A 15,444-nucleotide genomic window follows, 5' to 3' on the forward strand; every position below is an offset into this window, starting at 1 on the left:
ATGACTGATTTTCAACAACAGATTACCCAAGGCATTCCTACTGAGTTGCCTGCAGCTAAGCCTTATCCGGTTGATGCTAACCGTGCTCCTAAGCGTAAAGATATTCTTAGCGCCGAAGAAAAGCAATTAGCGGTGCGTAACGCTTTGCGCTACTTCCCAAAACAATGGCACCAAGAATTGGCACAAGAATTTGCACAAGAGTTGAAAGACTTTGGTCGCATTTATATGTACCGTTTTAAGCCAAACTATGAGTTAAAGGCGCGTTCGGTAACGGATTATCCTGCTAAATGTGAGCAAGCTGCGGCGATCATGCTTATGGTCGATAACAACCTAGACCCAGCGGTTGCGCAGCATCCAGAAGAACTGATTACCTACGGTGGTAACGGAGCTGTATTCCAAAACTGGGCGCAATATCTGTTAGCTATGAAGTACTTGAGTGAAATGGAAAGTGATCAAACATTGCATATATACTCAGGGCACCCGATGGGCTTGTTCCCATCTTCGCCAGATGCTCCGCGTGTGGTTGTTACCAATGGCATGATGATCCCAAACTATTCACAACCTGACGATTGGGAAAAGTTTAACGCATTAGGTGTGACCCAATATGGCCAAATGACAGCTGGCTCGTTTATGTACATTGGTCCGCAAGGCATCGTCCACGGTACCACAATTACGGTAATGAACGCATTTCGTAAAGTATTAGAACAAGATCAAAGCCCACAAGGTAAAATTTTCCTAACCGCGGGTTTAGGCGGTATGAGTGGTGCGCAACCGAAAGCCGGTAATATTGCCAACTGTATTACCGTATGTGCTGAAGTAAACCCGAAGGCTGCGACTAAGCGTCATCAGCAAGGCTGGGTAGACGAGCTTATTGATAATATGGACGACCTTGTTAGCCGCGTGCAACAAGCACAAGCCAATCAAGAAGTTGTCTCTATTGCCTATATCGGTAATATCGTTGATGTTTGGGAAAGCTTTTATGAGCACGAGATTTTCGTTCACTTAGGCTCAGATCAAACGTCATTGCATAACCCTTGGTCAGGCGGCTATTACCCAGTAGACATCAGCTATGAAGAATCTAATCGTTTAATTCGTGAAGAGCCAGAGCTATTCAAAGTTAAAGTGCAAGAAACCTTGAAACGTCATGCCGATGCCGTTAACAAGCACACCGCACGCGGTACCTACTTCTTTGATTACGGTAATGCCTTCTTACTAGAAGCGTCACGTGCCGGCGGCGATGTGATGGCTGAAAACGGTATTGATTTTAAATACCCGTCTTATGTACAAGATATTCTTGGCCCGATGTGCTTTGACTATGGTTTTGGTCCATTCCGTTGGGTATGTGCCTCAGGTAAGTCTGAAGACTTAGACAAAACCGATGAGATTGCTGCGCAAGTGCTAAGCAAAATCATGGAGCAATCTCCTGAAGAAATTCAGCAGCAAATGCAAGATAACATCACTTGGATCAAAGACGCCAAGCAAAACAAATTGGTGGTTGGCTCTCAGGCTCGCATTCTCTACGCTGATGCACAAGGTCGTATGGAAATAGCTAAAGCCTTTAATGACGCCATTAATCGTGGTGACATTGGTCCGGTTGTTTTAGGCCGTGATCACCATGATGTGAGCGGTACCGATTCACCGTTTCGTGAGACCTCAAATATTTATGATGGCAGTCGTTTTACTGCTGACATGGCGATTCATAATGTTATTGGTGACAGTTTCCGTGGTGCCACGTGGGTATCTATCCATAATGGTGGCGGTGTCGGTTGGGGCGAAGTAACCAACGGTGGTTTTGGCATGTTGCTTGACGGTAGCGCTGACTCTGAGCGTCGATTGAAGTCAATGTTGTTGTTTGATGTAAACAACGGTATTGCTAGACGTAGCTGGGCGCGCAATGAAGAAGCCAATTTTGCTATAAAACGCGAAATGGCGAGAACGCCGAAACTAAAAGTGACTTTAGCGAATCTTGTTGATGACGATATCCTAGACGATTTATCGTTCTAAAACATTAGCTGAGCTGTGCCATGGCTGCGCTGTAATTGGCGTAGACATGGCATAGCTCAAATGTTTAATTACATTGCCCACCGTCTCCGCATTATCTCGACATTCTCTCATTCCATTACCTATTACAGCCACATTGCGACCACATTGTTAGCATTCTATGCTGACTTATCATAAAAGTGCCAGCAGCATGGCGATAGCAATCAATACACTAATATAGATAAACAATTTACCAAGCTCGTTATTGGCTTTATGCTGTTGCTCATAATCTAACAGCATTTGCTCAACTTGTTGGTCTGATAAACCATGGCAGTGATGACAATTTTCTTGTTTTTTTGGAAACGACAATCCACAGCCTTGACATCGCTGACTAGGTCGCATTTTTATTGGTACGCGGATTGGGGACATACTTGTCTGGCCTATGTTCGCTGAGAACTCTTAATATCTATTAATAAATCATCGGCTTAGATGTTGATTGTATCTATTGCATATGAGCGACAAATGCTATCGATAGATTGATGCATGGTATGGTCAAAACTATCCAACAATGGCTAACGGTTCAATGAATTGTTGCATCCGTATTATTTACTTCGTTTGATAAAGTCGAACAAAAAGCGCCAATATTACTAATTTTATTCGCTTGCATAGCTTATTACACTGTATCTATTCAATCCGATACAGGAGTAAGTTATGAAATATGTTCGCCGCAATAATGAGCGAGGACAGGTCGATATCGGCTGGTTGCAATCCAAGCACAGTTTTTCATTTGGTCACTATTATGATCCTGCGCATATGGGGCTGTCGGTATTGAGAGTGATAAATGATGATGTTGTCGCACCCGGCGCTGGTTTTGGTGCGCATGGCCACCGTGATATGGAAATCATCTCCTATGTACTCTCTGGTAGCCTTGAGCATCAAGATAGCACAGGTAACCGCTACCAAATCGAGGCGGGCGAGGTGCAACGTATGAGCGCGGGCAGTGGCATTATGCATTCTGAATACAATGCTTCTCAAGATGAGCCGGTCAACTTTTTGCAAATCTGGATAAAGCCTCAGCATAAAGGGTGCACGCCATCATATGAGCAGAAAAAGATTGTCCAAAATGGCGCGCTGACGCCTTTGGTTACCCCCGACGGTAGCGGTGATTCGTTAACCCTTGATCAAGATGTGCAGTTATCTCGATTGCAGCTAGAGCAGGGCGATGGCTTTGAGCTGGGCGATACACAATATCAGCTGTATCTGCACGTGTATTCTGGTGAGATTGATGTCGCAGGGCAGCGCTTTGTCGCCGGTGATGGCTTTGCTATTGACCGTGGTGAACTGTATACCTTACAGGCCCAAAGCAAAGTTCAGGCCTTGCATTTTCTGTTACCCTAACCGCTTATCTAAAATTGGTAGCGCAGGTCCAGATATACGCGACGTTGTTGTCCGGGGAAATAACGCTCCCCGGCAAAGCCACTAAAGTCTGCACGAGCGGCGTATTGTTCACCTAACAAATTAGCAACTCTTAATTGCAGGTTAAATTCCGGGCTAAATTGATATTTACCGGAAAGATCAAACAGCTGATGGCCATCATAACGGTGTTCATTTTCAGCGTCGGTGTAATATTGATCAACAAATCGATACTGAATTTGTGAGCTAAGTTGGTCATTTACTTGCCAAGCTAGTCCTGCCGTATGCAATTGCTTTGGTGCCGAGTCCATATCGTTACCGGCAATGTCGGCAAACTGATCGCTGTTACCATGGGTATAGGTGTGGCGACTGTAACTACTGTGTTGAAAGTAGCGTAACCACGAGGTTATTTGCCAATTCAGATCCAGCTCAAGCCCTTTATGACGTGAACCAGCACCATTGACGTTAAAGGAATCGCTGTCGCGAATAATAATGTCTTCTTTTTCGCTATAGTATCCCGCTAACTTTAAGTTGATAGACGGGGTGATCATCGTATAACCCAGCTCTATGCTATCGGTTTGTTCAGAGTCTAAGTCGGCACTTTGTTGATCGCGTTGTAAACGATACAGTTCGGTCGCTTGTGGGGCTCTAAAGCCATGACCAGCATTAACATAAAGCTGTGATTGGTTGTCGATTTGGTATTGAGCACCTAACTGATAAGACGGATTGTTAAACGAGTCTTCACGACTTTGCGGCCTGCTATAACGGCAACCACCAAAACCACATGGCTCGCCATTTTCATCGGTACGACCGCTTATCATAAGATTATCGTAGTCATAATGTTGATAATCGATACGAGCGCCAAACTGCCAACTTAGCTTGTCAGTATGTTGCCAAACACCACGAACAAAGGCACCACCATAACGTGCATTCACCTCATAATCGTACTGTTTACCAACCGGGATCGTCTCTTGCAAAAACTTTGAGCCTTGTGTTGGCTGCTCTTGAAATTGCAATAGGCTGGCTTGGGTAAATTCACTATCGATACCGAATAACCATTGCAGCGCAGCTGTTTGGCGCAAATGGTACTGAGCTTTTAGACCGACACTTTGCTGACGATTTTTTTCCACTGGCTGCCCCGGCAAAAAGTGCATTAAGAATTCCATATCAGCGTGGCGTAAATAGGGGGTAATACTCAGCTGATCACCATTTTGCATTTGCTGTTCAATATGCATCGATGCGCGCAAAGAGTAGGCGTCTCGATACGCTTCTGGGTTTGGGTTTGATTCATTGATATCATCATCTTTATAGGCATCTTTACCAACAATGTAGCCCGCTGTTTGCTGTGCTAAGTGACTGGCACTGATGCTCGTGGTGTAACTGGTGTTTGCCGCATCATGTTGATGCTTGAGTTGAAATTGTTGCTGTTCAAAACCAGAATCATCACGCCAGCCTTTATCATCGGTAAGTGATAATTGGCTTCTGATGTTCGACTTGGCACTATTGCCATCAAAGCTTGCCCGATAAAGCTCTTCACTGCTGATACTGGTGCGAACCTCTAACATATCGTCATCGAGTACCTCAGGGGTGATGACATTGATAACTCCGTTTTGCGCATTAGAGCCGAACACCGAACTCCATGGCCCCTTGAATACCTCAATGTAACTGGCTTGATTGAACGGCGTTTCAAACAACTCATTGATATTACAAAAGCCAGCGGCACGAATTGGCACACTATCAACCAAGGTCAATAAACTGCCACAGGCGCCGGCACCGGTTAGTACAGGTGAGCGCAATGACGGCAGGTATTCGACACCACTACCACGATGAATGTCACTGCCACTGATACGTACCATGACTTGTTCAATATGCTCGGCATTGATGTCATTTAATGTTTGCTTATTTAAGGTGCTTATCAGTGTGTCAGCGCCATTTTTGTTGTCGACAACGATACGCTCCATGGCACTGGAGCTATCTTGTTCTGATACGGCTGCCGCCACTGAAAAAGGCACACTGGTGCATACAATTAGGCTAATGAGTGAAACAGGTTTGGGTAAACGCATAGAAATTATTTTGCTTGTTTTTATCGCTGACATACTAACACTTGTTAAATGAAAGTTAACAGTAAAACTAAACAATAAAACGGAATATCTAAGATGCTATCTGTTGCAGTGTCGCTCGTACACATTGCTTGGCAAAATGCTGTTTGCTTTTAACGCTTTATATTTGCTCCAAAACAGCATGCACCGTACAATAGCGGGCAATTATAGATATCAATATTTGAAAGGATTACTCATGCAATCAGTGTTGTCTCACTCTTGGCAAACGGTGTTTATTAACGCCAATATTGCGACCATGACCCAAGCGGCTACGTCTTACGGCACCCTTGAGAATGCGGCGTTGGCAATAGCGGATGGTAAGATCGCTTGGTTAGGTCATATGAGTGTGTTACCGACATTAAATGATGCCGTAGAGGTCGTTGATGTGCATGGTATGTGGTTAACACCTGGGCTAATAGATTGTCATACCCATATTGTATACGGTGGCAATCGTGCTAATGAATTTGAAATGCGTTTGCAAGGTGCGAGCTACGAAGAGATTGCCGAAAGTGGCGGCGGTATTGTGTCTACGGTTAAAGCAACTCGCGCGGCCAGTGAAGATGAACTATATGCCAGTGCATTAAAGCGTTTGCACGCGTTACATAATGAAGGGGTTACTAGCCTAGAAATAAAATCTGGTTACGGTCTTGATTTAGATACTGAATTAAAAATGCTTAGAGTTGCCAAACGATTGGGCCAGGCCTTACCGGTGAGCATTGAGAAAACCTTCTTGGGGGCGCATGCATTACCTATTGAATATCAAGATGATAGCGATGGTTATATTGACTTAGTATGCAATACCATGATCCCAGAGGTAGCAAAACAAGGGCTCGCTGATGCCGTTGATGTCTTTTGTGAAGGAATTGGCTTTAACATCGAGCAAACCGAAGCAGTATTTAAAGCCGCCAGTGAACATGGCATTCGTGTCAAGGTACATGCAGAGCAGTTATCTGATTTAGGCGGCAGCGAATTGGCGGCGCGTTATAACGCATTATCAAGTGACCATTTGGAGTATTTGTCCAAGTCTGGTGCAAAAGCCATGAGCGGTGCGGGTATGGTTGCGGTGTTATTGCCGGGCGCGTTCTATTTTTTACGTGAAACTAAATTACCGCCTATACAGACCCTGCGTGAAAATAATGTGCGTATGGCGATTGCCAGTGATGCAAACCCTGGTTCATCGCCGATTAACTCGATTCAATTAATGCTCAATATGGCATGTACCTTGTTTCGTATGACGCCAAACGAGGCGCTAGCGGGGGTGACTTGTAATGCAGCTCGTGCATTGGGCATTGACGATAAAGTTGGTGAGTTAGCCATCGGTATGAATGCGGATATTGCTATGTGGGATATTAAGCAACCGGCGGAGCTTTGTTATCAATATGGTGTTAACCCATTAGCCGCATTGTATAAATATGGCCAAAAGGTATCTTAACTCTCTGATTTTACATTGTATATTTCATAAAAAAGGGCTGGCGTTATTTACGCTAGCCCTTTTTTAATCTGTTAAAACCCTGCGCTGTTAATTGTGCTGTTATTCAATATCAAGTGGGTCTTGAGATAATATGATACCGGTGTTATCTGCGTAGATATGATCGTCCGGTAAAATCGTGACGCTGGCGAAATTGACCGCGACGTCGACCTCACCAACATCGGTGTCATCGGCACCGACAGGAATCGAAACCATGGCTTGAATGCCCATGTCGATATCTTCTAACTGGTCGACTTCGCGCACGCTGCCGTAACAAACAATGCCTTCCCAACCGTTTTTCTCAGCCGTTTCTGCTATGTATGAGTCAATCAACGCACGGCGAGTGGAACCGCCACCATCAATAACCAGTACTTTACCGCTGCCATCTTGTTCAACCATGTCACTGATTAAGCCATTTGACTCAAAGCATTTAATGGTCACCACAACACCGCCAAAAGAACTACGTCCACCGTAGTTACTTAGCATAGGTTCGAGTACGTCAATTGAGTCACCATAAAGGTTGCATAACTCAGATGTATTGTATTGCATTTTGGGCTCCAAAATTCCTTTATTAAGGTTTTTCTTGGGAATCTGACTACTAGTATAACGGTTGTTCGATAACGAACAAGTGAAAGTTTTTTAACTGCAATGCTGCTGTGATGAGGCGATGTAAAAAGCGGCCGTTTGGCCGCTTTTTATTTACTGTTGATAGACCAAAGGTAAACTGGCTTTCATCTTTTTGTCTTCGAGTAAGAACGGCCCTTGATACAATTTCTTTGGCCAGTTCAACAAGGCATATGCCAATACATTACGATGCTCACCATAGCTAAGGCTATCGCTGCCACTGATTGATAGCACCATATTTTTTTCCGGATCAACGGCGTCATTAATCTCACGCTGCATTGCCGCCAACGTTGGATGATCGTTTAAGCCTGCCAATAGATAGCACAAGCCAATCTCGGCTTGAATGTCTTCTTTGGATTTCTTTTCTATGCGCTGTTGGCGTTTTTCAAAATAGTCGAGAATCCACGCATGCTTTTCTTTGGATACCATTTGCTGGTAATAATTACTGTCAGCTAGGACGATATGAGTAAGACCGTAGAGCTTATTATTGAATTGATTTTTACTTAATTGGTCATCTTTATCGTCTGGATAGGCGTTCTCAAAAGCCGCACGTAAATCCCCTGTCCAATCGACGACGCCTATGTATTTTAACCAATAAACGTAATTAGCGACTTGTGCTGCATAGGCATGAATAAAGTCCGCAGACATCATAAAATCATGCAAATCAGCGTGCTTTAGGTAATTAACAAACTGTTCATGCGCTGGGTGTTTTAAACCATACTCATTGAGCTTTGCCATTTGATAAATTAAATACAAGGCAAAGCGTTTATCGCCGGTTCCTTGCAGTGTCTTTTTACGCAACTTGCCGCGACGAGTATTTGATAGGCGATCAATCATTTTTTGCGCTTGCTGCTCACGCCATTTGCTGTTGCTAAGATTATCGGCGTACATATTTAGGCGATCGGTAATTTGATATACCTCAGCACCTGATTGTTGAGCATAATATGTCTCGCCGGTTAGGCGGTACATTCTTACCGCGTAATGATTTTGAGCATACGTCGCTAGGCGCACATAATTGCTGTCGTAGTTGTTGCGAATACGCTCTGCGGTGAGTTTGTATTGTTCTGCAAGATCTTGTTCAGCAAGATCCTCAGAACGTGACGGACTCGCCACAGCAAAAAATAATGTAGCGGCTAATACAGAACAGGTGAAAAAACCTTTCATCTTAATGTTCTCCGTCATGTTCGTCTTCGATTTCAAAATTGTGCGCCGGTATGTATCTTTGCACACCATGAATTTGGTGGAAGAAAGGTCCCTCAGTTAACTCTTCTGGCCAGGTGTATAGCATATAAGCAAGCACATTACGGTGTTCGCCACTGGCAAGGTCTATTTTTCCAGAGACACTTGGTATCATGCCCGCTTGTTCATTAAATGCCTCAACTAAAGAGTCTTTTGCTTTACCGACCATTGGGTGTGACTTTTCTTTCATCAGCAAGTAACTGATACCAACTTCTGCCATAATATCGTCGGTCGAGTCTTTCATAATGCGTTGTTCATTTTTGCTAAAATAGCTCAGGATCCAGCCAAATTCATCTTTACTGACGTACTGTTGATAATAGCTAGATGCGGCGAAGATAAAGTGAGTTAAGCCATACAGTTTATTGCGAAAATGCCAACGCGATAATTCGTTGTCTTCGGCATCTGGGTATGCGGCAATAAAGGCCTCTTTGTATTGCTTGCTGTAGTCAGCAATGCCTAGCTGTTTTAACCAATAAACGTAATTTGCCAATTGCGCAGCCCAAGCTCTAATCATGGTTTTATCTGTAAGTCCCGGCAGAAAGTCGTAGTTTTTTAGAGTGCTAGTGACTTGCTCTGGCAAAGCCACGCCAAATTCGTCCAATCTTGCCGCATAACGCAGTAGCTCGTCGGCATAGAAAATAAATTCAGGGTAATTTTCTAGCGCTTTGCGGCGGGCTTTACCACGGGTTCCTTTGCTCATCGCATCGGTTAATCTCTTCGCACTTTGTTCAATATAACCTGGGTTATCAAGGTAGGGCAGGATGGCGTGCATGCGGTCATTAACCACATAGTAATCATATAACGCCGATGCGAGGTATTTATTATCGCCCGTCATTCGATAAAGGCGAATTCCATAGTGTCCTTGAGTACGTGGCGGTAACTGAAATAGGTTGCTTTCAAAGGTATATTTTATTTTACTGGCAACATCGTCATAACTTAGTTTGTCGGTCTGTTCAGCGCAGGCGACTAGACTGACAAGACTTAGTGATAATCCGCACAATAGTGAGTTAAAGATCTTTTTCATTTGCCACCCATAAAATGATGTCTTGCAGTGTTACCGGCTTTTTATACAGTTTAGAAATCATTTCTGTCATTTTGATACTGCTACCTTGTTCAAACAAAAAATGCAGGTAATCTTCGCCAGTGTATCGTTTGGCCATATAGTCTTCGAGCAAGCGTCGAGCAATGGCTTCTGACCAAATATAGCTATAATATCGCGGCCCATAAGTCCCTAAGTGAGAAAAACTATATTGGTTTGATGCGCCCTTAGGATAAGGGTGGCCGAGATAAAGTTGTGAGAGTTTAGCGTTTATCTGTTCAATATTGGCTGCGGTCACAGGTTGTGAGTAAAAGGCCAAACCTTGTGCTGCTTTAAATAATCTCAGTCTAAATTTGGTGCCGGTATCAGGCTTCTCGCTTGTGGCAACCACTTTACCAAACATGCGTTTTTGCATTGCCGGATCAAAACTTAACCATTCAAACCACTTGGCAGGCATCTCAACAAGATCTCGCTCAATACTGATACCTGCAACAACATGATATGGCTGAATTGAGACTAAATTGTGTAACAGGTGACCAAATTCGTGAAAAAACGATTTCAGGTGGGTTTGTTGCCATTCATCTTCTGGAAGGTTGAGGATTAATGCACTGACTGGCATCTGCACATCAGTAACACCGCGGCGCATCGCTCGATGTCGATTGTTGGGGTATTTTTTCTTGCGCGGATACAAATCAAGATAAAACTTACCGATGTCTTTACCTTGCTCTCCCGCCTGTTTTAGCATGTAAACTGAGACGCTTTTATGCCAAGCCGGTTCGTCCAGTTTTCTTACCTGCAAGCCAAACTCGGTTTCGAGTAAGGTAAATAAACCTTGATGAGCTTGTTCTGGGGTTAAACTTTCGTTGACGTCGTTAGTTTTTTCGAGCTCTTCTTGTTGCTCTTGGATATAGTAAAAATTCCAAGGCGCTGGCGCTTCAGGCTCTTTTTTTACAATACCTTTTAAAAACGCCTCAACATCTTTGGTCGACTCGATCATGGTTGATTGCAACTGCAATTGTGCGTAATTATCAAAACCGAGGGCTTTGCCACTTTGATCGCGCAATCTTAACATGTCGAATAAATGCTCTTGATTGGTCTTGCTATGTCGTCCCTGATATTGGGCGTAGGCCATTTTACGGCACTGTTCATCAGGTAACCGCCTGATAAATGTGGCATAGGTTGAGCCTTCAATTTGGGCATCAATTCGGTCATTTTTGACGTATCGTTTTTTGTACTTATCTTCCAAACCATTGGCACAATTTGGTGGCAGCTTAAATTTTTCTTTTACTTTATCTTTTGTGCCTTTACGAAAAAGCACGGACGCTTCTTTGCCTTGCGCTTTTAAACTCGCAAAATCTTCATTACCAAGTAATTTATTGCGATATCGATATTTTTCTAACACCCGTATTTGCAAAGGCGTTTTTGCGTATGGTTCAGCATTATCAAGCACTGAGGTAACGGTTTGACTGCCGAGAAAGGCATCAATATTGACCGCTGCAGACAGCTGACATTGTTCTGCGGCTTTAATTAACTTGCTATCTGATAACACGTTAGCGTATAAAAAACTTTCGAATAATAGGTTGTATGCGGGGGTCAATATTTGTTCGAGTTGTTGGATATTGCCGTCAAAACTGTCTTTTGCGGTAATGGCTAGCGGTTGGTTTAACTTATCGTGCAGTTCAACACAACGCATTGCAATATCTTCACCAAATGTTACTGGCTGTTGTTGTTTTGATGCAGCAAAAGCCGTTGCACTAAACGCAGATGTAAAGATTAATAAAGTCGTAACCAAATGAATGGTTAGGTTAGTCACTAAAGTGGGTTTTGGCATATTCGACTCGCTCTTCAACGCTTTTGGGGCGACGATGGTCAAGAGCCTCAAGTTGTTTCAAACGAGGCAGCATACCCATGCCGTTTGCTATTTGAATGGCCAGACCAGGGCGAGCGTTTAGCTCGAGCACCATAGGCCCTTTTTCTTTATCTAAAACAATATCTGCACCTAGATAGCGCAACCCCGACATTTCAAAACACCCAGCAGAAAGCTCTAATAAGCGATCCCAGTTATGTATTTCAATATCGGCGAAAATTTTACCGGTATCAGGGTGAGATTTTATCGGCCTGTCGTATTGCACCGCACGTTTGGCTTTACCTGTGGCTATGTTGATGCCAACGCCAACCGCACCTTGGTGTAAATTTGCTTTGCCGTCACTGGCGTGTGTCGCCAAACGTAACATTGACATCATCGGGTAGCCTTGAAAGACGATCACCCTAAGATCCGGCACACCTTCATGGCTTAATCCGGCAAAAATAGGATCGAACTGAATCAAGGCTTCTACTACGGCAACATCCGCTGCACCACCTAAACTGAATAGGCCGGCGAGAATATTACTGCAATGTCTGATAACTTCGTCTTTTGGAACGTATTCACCGCTGGCTTTCATGTAGCCTTTTTCATCGGTCTTGAGAATAACCAATATGCCCTTGCCACCACTGCCTTTGGCCGGTTTGATGCAAAAACCACTGTGTTGGTCCAGTAATTTAAATACCTGATTGACTTCATATTGGTAGCGCACAACACCAATTAGATCCGGTACCGCAATATCATGCTCTAGCGCCAAATGCTTGGTTTTGAGCTTGTCATCGACATTTGGATACAAAGCGCGATCGTTGTAGCGGCCAATGTAGGAAAAGTTACGTTGGTTCATGCCCATAATCCCGCGGTCGCGCAATTTAAATGGGTTGGCAAAATCAAACATAATCTGCTCCCTTTGCCTTAATCTTCAGCCATAGGCTTAAAACGACGCAATTCTAACAGTCGGTAACCAGTGTATTGGCCCATCATTAAAATCAATGCCATGACGATGGCGTGAGCGCCTAAAAAGTTAAATGCCCAATGACGTATCATATGATTGTCCATTAAGAGGTAGGCCACTATAGCGACGATCATCGAACCGGAACCTTGAATCAGCACTTCTTTGCCGCCTTCTTCTTCCCACAAGATACTCATCCGCTCAATGGTCCAAGCCATTATAATCATTGGGAAAAAGGTGATGGTCAGGGCTTCTGTTAGGCCCATGCGAAAGGCAAATACAGTAAACACGGTAATGATACCAATAACGACGATGACCACGGCTGATATCCTCGACACCAGCAGCAAATTCAAATGCGACAGATACGATCGAATGACTAAGCCGGCCGATACGATTAATAAGAAACCAACGACGCCGTTAAGCAATTCGGTTTGTATAAACGAAGTGGCGATCAATATCGGCATAAAGGTACCGCTACATTTTAGGCCGATTATGACCCGTAAAAACACCACAACTAGCGCACCTACCGGAAGCAACAATATTCCTTTAAACAGATTTTGCTCTTCGAGTGGTAATTGATATAAACCAAAATCAAAAAAGTCGCCTTGTTGGGCCGAGTTGTTGGCCTCTATAACCGCGCTGGTGGTAGTTTTACTGATTGAGAATCTTACTTTAGAATTGCGACCGCCTTCTAAGTCTAACAGTGATGGTACGCCTTGCTGCCACACTAAGATAGGCAACTCGTCGTCGATTGATTTTGATTCAATGTCGAGTAATCTCCAATTATCATTAATGTACAGTTGCACCAATGGAATCAGACTTTGGTTGCGGCGACCATCTTCTAGGGTTAAACCGCGTACCCGTTGAGAAGGGATATCCGCCATCAACATTAACTGGGTAAATATTTTGGTTTTTGAATATTGTGATTTTAAAATGGCAACGTCTTGATCATCTGAGTTTAGCGCTTTACGAGCTTGTATAACCAACGATGATTGACTGCCTGATTTACCGTAAATACTATCAAATAAGGTCTCTAATGAGCTTTGCATCGGTTCATCAAACGGAACGGGTTCTGAGGTTGTCATTGGTGCAGGCATAGGGTCAGGTGCAACCGCAAGTTTGACCGACGCTTGATAATAAAGCAGTTGCTTGCCTTCGGCCTCGCGCTTGCTCCATGTGACTGAGGGGTTTTCCTCGTCACGATCTATGTTCATGCCGTAACCTGGTGATGCGGTAAACTCATCGACCAGTTCAAAGTTATTATCTTTTGGCAGTGTCAGTGTCGCCGTTACCGGATCGCCTGAACCGGTAAATTGAATACTCGCTTCAATTTGCCATATATTGACTTGTTCGCCTGGAGTTAATGGTACCCCCATTTTTGCATGGCGATGATAAATGCTCGAAAGGCCCGCAATAAATAAAAACGCGATAAAAATTAAAAACGGTTTACTTGATGTCACTGATTATTCTCCACCTTGTAAGAATTTGGCACTAACATCGACCATGGCTATATCTTGTAAAAATTCTCGGCCAAGCAACACCTGGTATTCCAGGTGATCTCGATCTGCGAGTGAAAAATCGGCGCTGAAATCTTTGTCTCCGAGTTTGAAACGCATTTTAATCACTGGACGGCGATTAACGTCACTACTGGTTTGTTGAATAATGCGGATAATGCGATCAATTGGATATTCATACATATGAGCATTTTCATCTTTGTTTAGGCTAAATCGCACCCATTTTTTGCCGTCACGTTCAAATCGTTTTTCGTTATAAACACCCAGCGACGATGTTACTGCACCGGTGTCTATACGAGCCGAATACTTCAGTTTTTCTTTGGTAAAAAACACGCTTTCAATACCACCAACGATCATTTTGTCAGAGGTAACCTCGGCGTCGTCCTTGCTTTCTTCACTGCAATTTTCAACATAAACAATTTCTTTTTCTGGGGCTTTTTGATCAACCTTTTGTGCTTCCAAAGCCACCACAAGTTCATCAACCAGTGCTTGATTATCTTGTTGGCATTGGGCGTCAATTTGCGTGGTCAGGTTTTTTTCCATGCTATCGAGTTTGTTGTTTACTTGTTGTAAATGTTGAGCCGAATCTTCGCTCTGATCTGATGTTGCGACACATCCGCTGATAGCCAGTACTGCAAATATCGAAGTTAAGTGCTTGAACATATTGATTTTCTAGTAGTTGTTTTACGAAAGTGTACTATAAATTTTAAGACAAATTTCAGATTTTGTGACTTTTTAATAGTTTTAATATATTGCAGCTTAGATAAAGTGGTCATCACGCGAATAAAAATGAAAAGATTTACTCGGCGCAATTAATAGAGCGTGCTTTAGAAAGAGTTGTTGAGATTTTGCGGGCAATAGTTTGAAAGGTGCAGTACAGGTAATGGAGACTTAAAAACTATTGTTCTAGATAGCGCTTTAGATAGCAAAAAAGGCGCCCGAGCGCCTTTTTTTAAAACCTTTCGGTCGAAGTAATAATTACTTCTTACCAAGCATTGCGAAACGCTTGTTGAATTTGTCAACACGACCACCAGTCTCAGCAGCTTTTTGCTTACCAGTGTAGAACGGGTGACACTCTGAACATACATCTAGGTACAAATCTTTACCTACCGTTGAACGAGTTTCGATAACGTTGCCACAAGAACAAGTTGCCTTGATAGCTACGTAATTAGGGTGAATACCTTCTTTCATGGGATAACCTCTGTTTAGGCCGTATCGCCATCTGATCCTGTGCCAGACACCATACGAGTTACAATTT

The 15,444-nt window shown here is 43.5% G+C and carries 13 protein-coding genes; 3 read left to right on the plus strand and 10 right to left on the minus strand.

Annotation, left to right across the window (positions count from 1 at the left end):
• Complete coding sequence (locus HII16_RS12740) at positions 1-2,004, plus strand: urocanate hydratase (protein ID WP_169130627.1); 2,004 nt, start codon at positions 1-3, stop codon at positions 2,002-2,004.
• A gap of 168 nt (positions 2,005-2,172) precedes the next feature.
• Here the strand turns inward: HII16_RS12740 and HII16_RS12745 are convergent, their stop codons facing one another.
• A complete protein-coding gene (locus HII16_RS12745; RefSeq protein ID WP_169130629.1) occupies positions 2,173-2,409 on the minus strand; it encodes a hypothetical protein in 237 nt (78 codons plus the stop codon).
• Between the two features lie 282 nt (positions 2,410-2,691).
• Between HII16_RS12745 and HII16_RS12750 the strand changes: the two genes are divergently transcribed.
• Positions 2,692-3,378, plus strand: coding sequence for a pirin-like bicupin family protein (locus HII16_RS12750; RefSeq protein WP_169130631.1), 687 nt, complete (start codon positions 2,692-2,694; stop codon positions 3,376-3,378).
• Positions 3,379-3,386: 8 nt separating this feature from the next.
• Here HII16_RS12750 and HII16_RS12755 read toward each other — a convergent pair whose 3' ends face one another.
• A complete protein-coding gene (locus tag HII16_RS12755) occupies positions 3,387-5,489 on the minus strand; it encodes a TonB-dependent receptor (RefSeq protein WP_169130633.1) in 2,103 nt (700 codons plus the stop codon).
• Positions 5,490-5,688: 199 nt separating this feature from the next.
• Between HII16_RS12755 and hutI the strand changes: the two genes are divergently transcribed.
• Complete coding sequence (gene hutI, locus HII16_RS12760) at positions 5,689-6,924, plus strand: imidazolonepropionase (protein ID WP_169130635.1); 1,236 nt, start codon at positions 5,689-5,691, stop codon at positions 6,922-6,924.
• 99 nt (positions 6,925-7,023) lie between these two features.
• Here the strand turns inward: hutI and rraA are convergent, their stop codons facing one another.
• From rraA to rpmE, 8 genes are all read right to left on the minus strand, one after another.
• Entirely contained in the window at positions 7,024-7,509 is a 486-nt protein-coding gene (gene rraA, locus HII16_RS12765) for a ribonuclease E activity regulator RraA (protein ID WP_169130637.1), read from the minus strand.
• Between the two features lie 150 nt (positions 7,510-7,659).
• Complete coding sequence (locus HII16_RS12770) at positions 7,660-8,766, minus strand: DUF3541 domain-containing protein (protein ID WP_211183513.1); 1,107 nt, start codon at positions 8,764-8,766, stop codon at positions 7,660-7,662.
• Positions 8,750-9,847, minus strand: a complete 1,098-nt coding sequence (locus HII16_RS12775) for a DUF3541 domain-containing protein (RefSeq protein WP_169130641.1) — start codon at positions 9,845-9,847, stop codon at positions 8,750-8,752. Before HII16_RS12775 ends, HII16_RS12770 begins: the two co-directional genes overlap by 17 nt.
• Positions 9,831-11,693 carry a M3 family metallopeptidase gene (locus HII16_RS12780; RefSeq protein WP_169130642.1) on the minus strand — a complete coding sequence of 621 codons (1,863 nt, stop codon included), beginning with the start codon at positions 11,691-11,693 and terminating at the stop codon, positions 9,831-9,833. The genes HII16_RS12775 and HII16_RS12780 overlap by 17 nt, the downstream gene beginning before the upstream one ends.
• A complete protein-coding gene (locus HII16_RS12785; protein WP_169130644.1) occupies positions 11,668-12,618 on the minus strand; it encodes an alpha-L-glutamate ligase-like protein in 951 nt (316 codons plus the stop codon). Before HII16_RS12785 ends, HII16_RS12780 begins: the two co-directional genes overlap by 26 nt.
• 17 nt (positions 12,619-12,635) lie before the next feature.
• Positions 12,636-14,132: an inactive transglutaminase family protein gene (locus tag HII16_RS17155; RefSeq protein WP_169130646.1), complete on the minus strand. Its 1,497-nt coding sequence runs from the start codon at positions 14,130-14,132 to the stop codon at positions 12,636-12,638.
• Positions 14,133-14,135: 3 nt separating this feature from the next.
• Entirely contained in the window at positions 14,136-14,849 is a 714-nt protein-coding gene (locus HII16_RS12795; RefSeq protein ID WP_169130648.1) for a RimK/LysX family protein, read from the minus strand.
• Between the two features lie 315 nt (positions 14,850-15,164).
• Entirely contained in the window at positions 15,165-15,377 is a 213-nt protein-coding gene (gene rpmE / locus HII16_RS12800; protein WP_135438119.1) for a 50S ribosomal protein L31, read from the minus strand.
• Positions 15,378-15,444: the final 67 nt, after the last annotated feature.

The organism is Thalassotalea sp. Y01, from assembly GCF_012932945.1.
Classification (GTDB): Bacteria; Pseudomonadota; Gammaproteobacteria; order Enterobacterales; family Alteromonadaceae; genus Thalassotalea_A.

Bases quoted from the DNA above. Each gene is read 5' to 3' on its own strand.
- HII16_RS12740 (WP_169130627.1), top strand. From the start codon at position 1: ATGACTGATTTTCAACAACAGATTACCCAAGGCATTCCTACTGAGTTG.
- HII16_RS12745 (WP_169130629.1), bottom strand. From the start codon at position 2,409: ATGTCCCCAATCCGCGTACCAATAAAAATGCGACCTAGTCAGCGATGT.
- HII16_RS12750 (WP_169130631.1), top strand. From the start codon at position 2,692: ATGAAATATGTTCGCCGCAATAATGAGCGAGGACAGGTCGATATCGGC.
- HII16_RS12755 (WP_169130633.1), bottom strand. From the start codon at position 5,489: ATGTCAGCGATAAAAACAAGCAAAATAATTTCTATGCGTTTACCCAAA.
- hutI (WP_169130635.1), top strand. From the start codon at position 5,689: ATGCAATCAGTGTTGTCTCACTCTTGGCAAACGGTGTTTATTAACGCC.
- rraA (WP_169130637.1), bottom strand. From the start codon at position 7,509: ATGCAATACAATACATCTGAGTTATGCAACCTTTATGGTGACTCAATT.
- HII16_RS12770 (WP_211183513.1), bottom strand. From the start codon at position 8,766: ATGACGGAGAACATTAAGATGAAAGGTTTTTTCACCTGTTCTGTATTA.
- HII16_RS12775 (WP_169130641.1), bottom strand. From the start codon at position 9,847: ATGAAAAAGATCTTTAACTCACTATTGTGCGGATTATCACTAAGTCTT.
- HII16_RS12780 (WP_169130642.1), bottom strand. From the start codon at position 11,693: ATGCCAAAACCCACTTTAGTGACTAACCTAACCATTCATTTGGTTACG.
- HII16_RS12785 (WP_169130644.1), bottom strand. From the start codon at position 12,618: ATGTTTGATTTTGCCAACCCATTTAAATTGCGCGACCGCGGGATTATG.
- HII16_RS12795 (WP_169130648.1), bottom strand. From the start codon at position 14,849: ATGTTCAAGCACTTAACTTCGATATTTGCAGTACTGGCTATCAGCGGA.
- rpmE (WP_135438119.1), bottom strand. From the start codon at position 15,377: ATGAAAGAAGGTATTCACCCTAATTACGTAGCTATCAAGGCAACTTGT.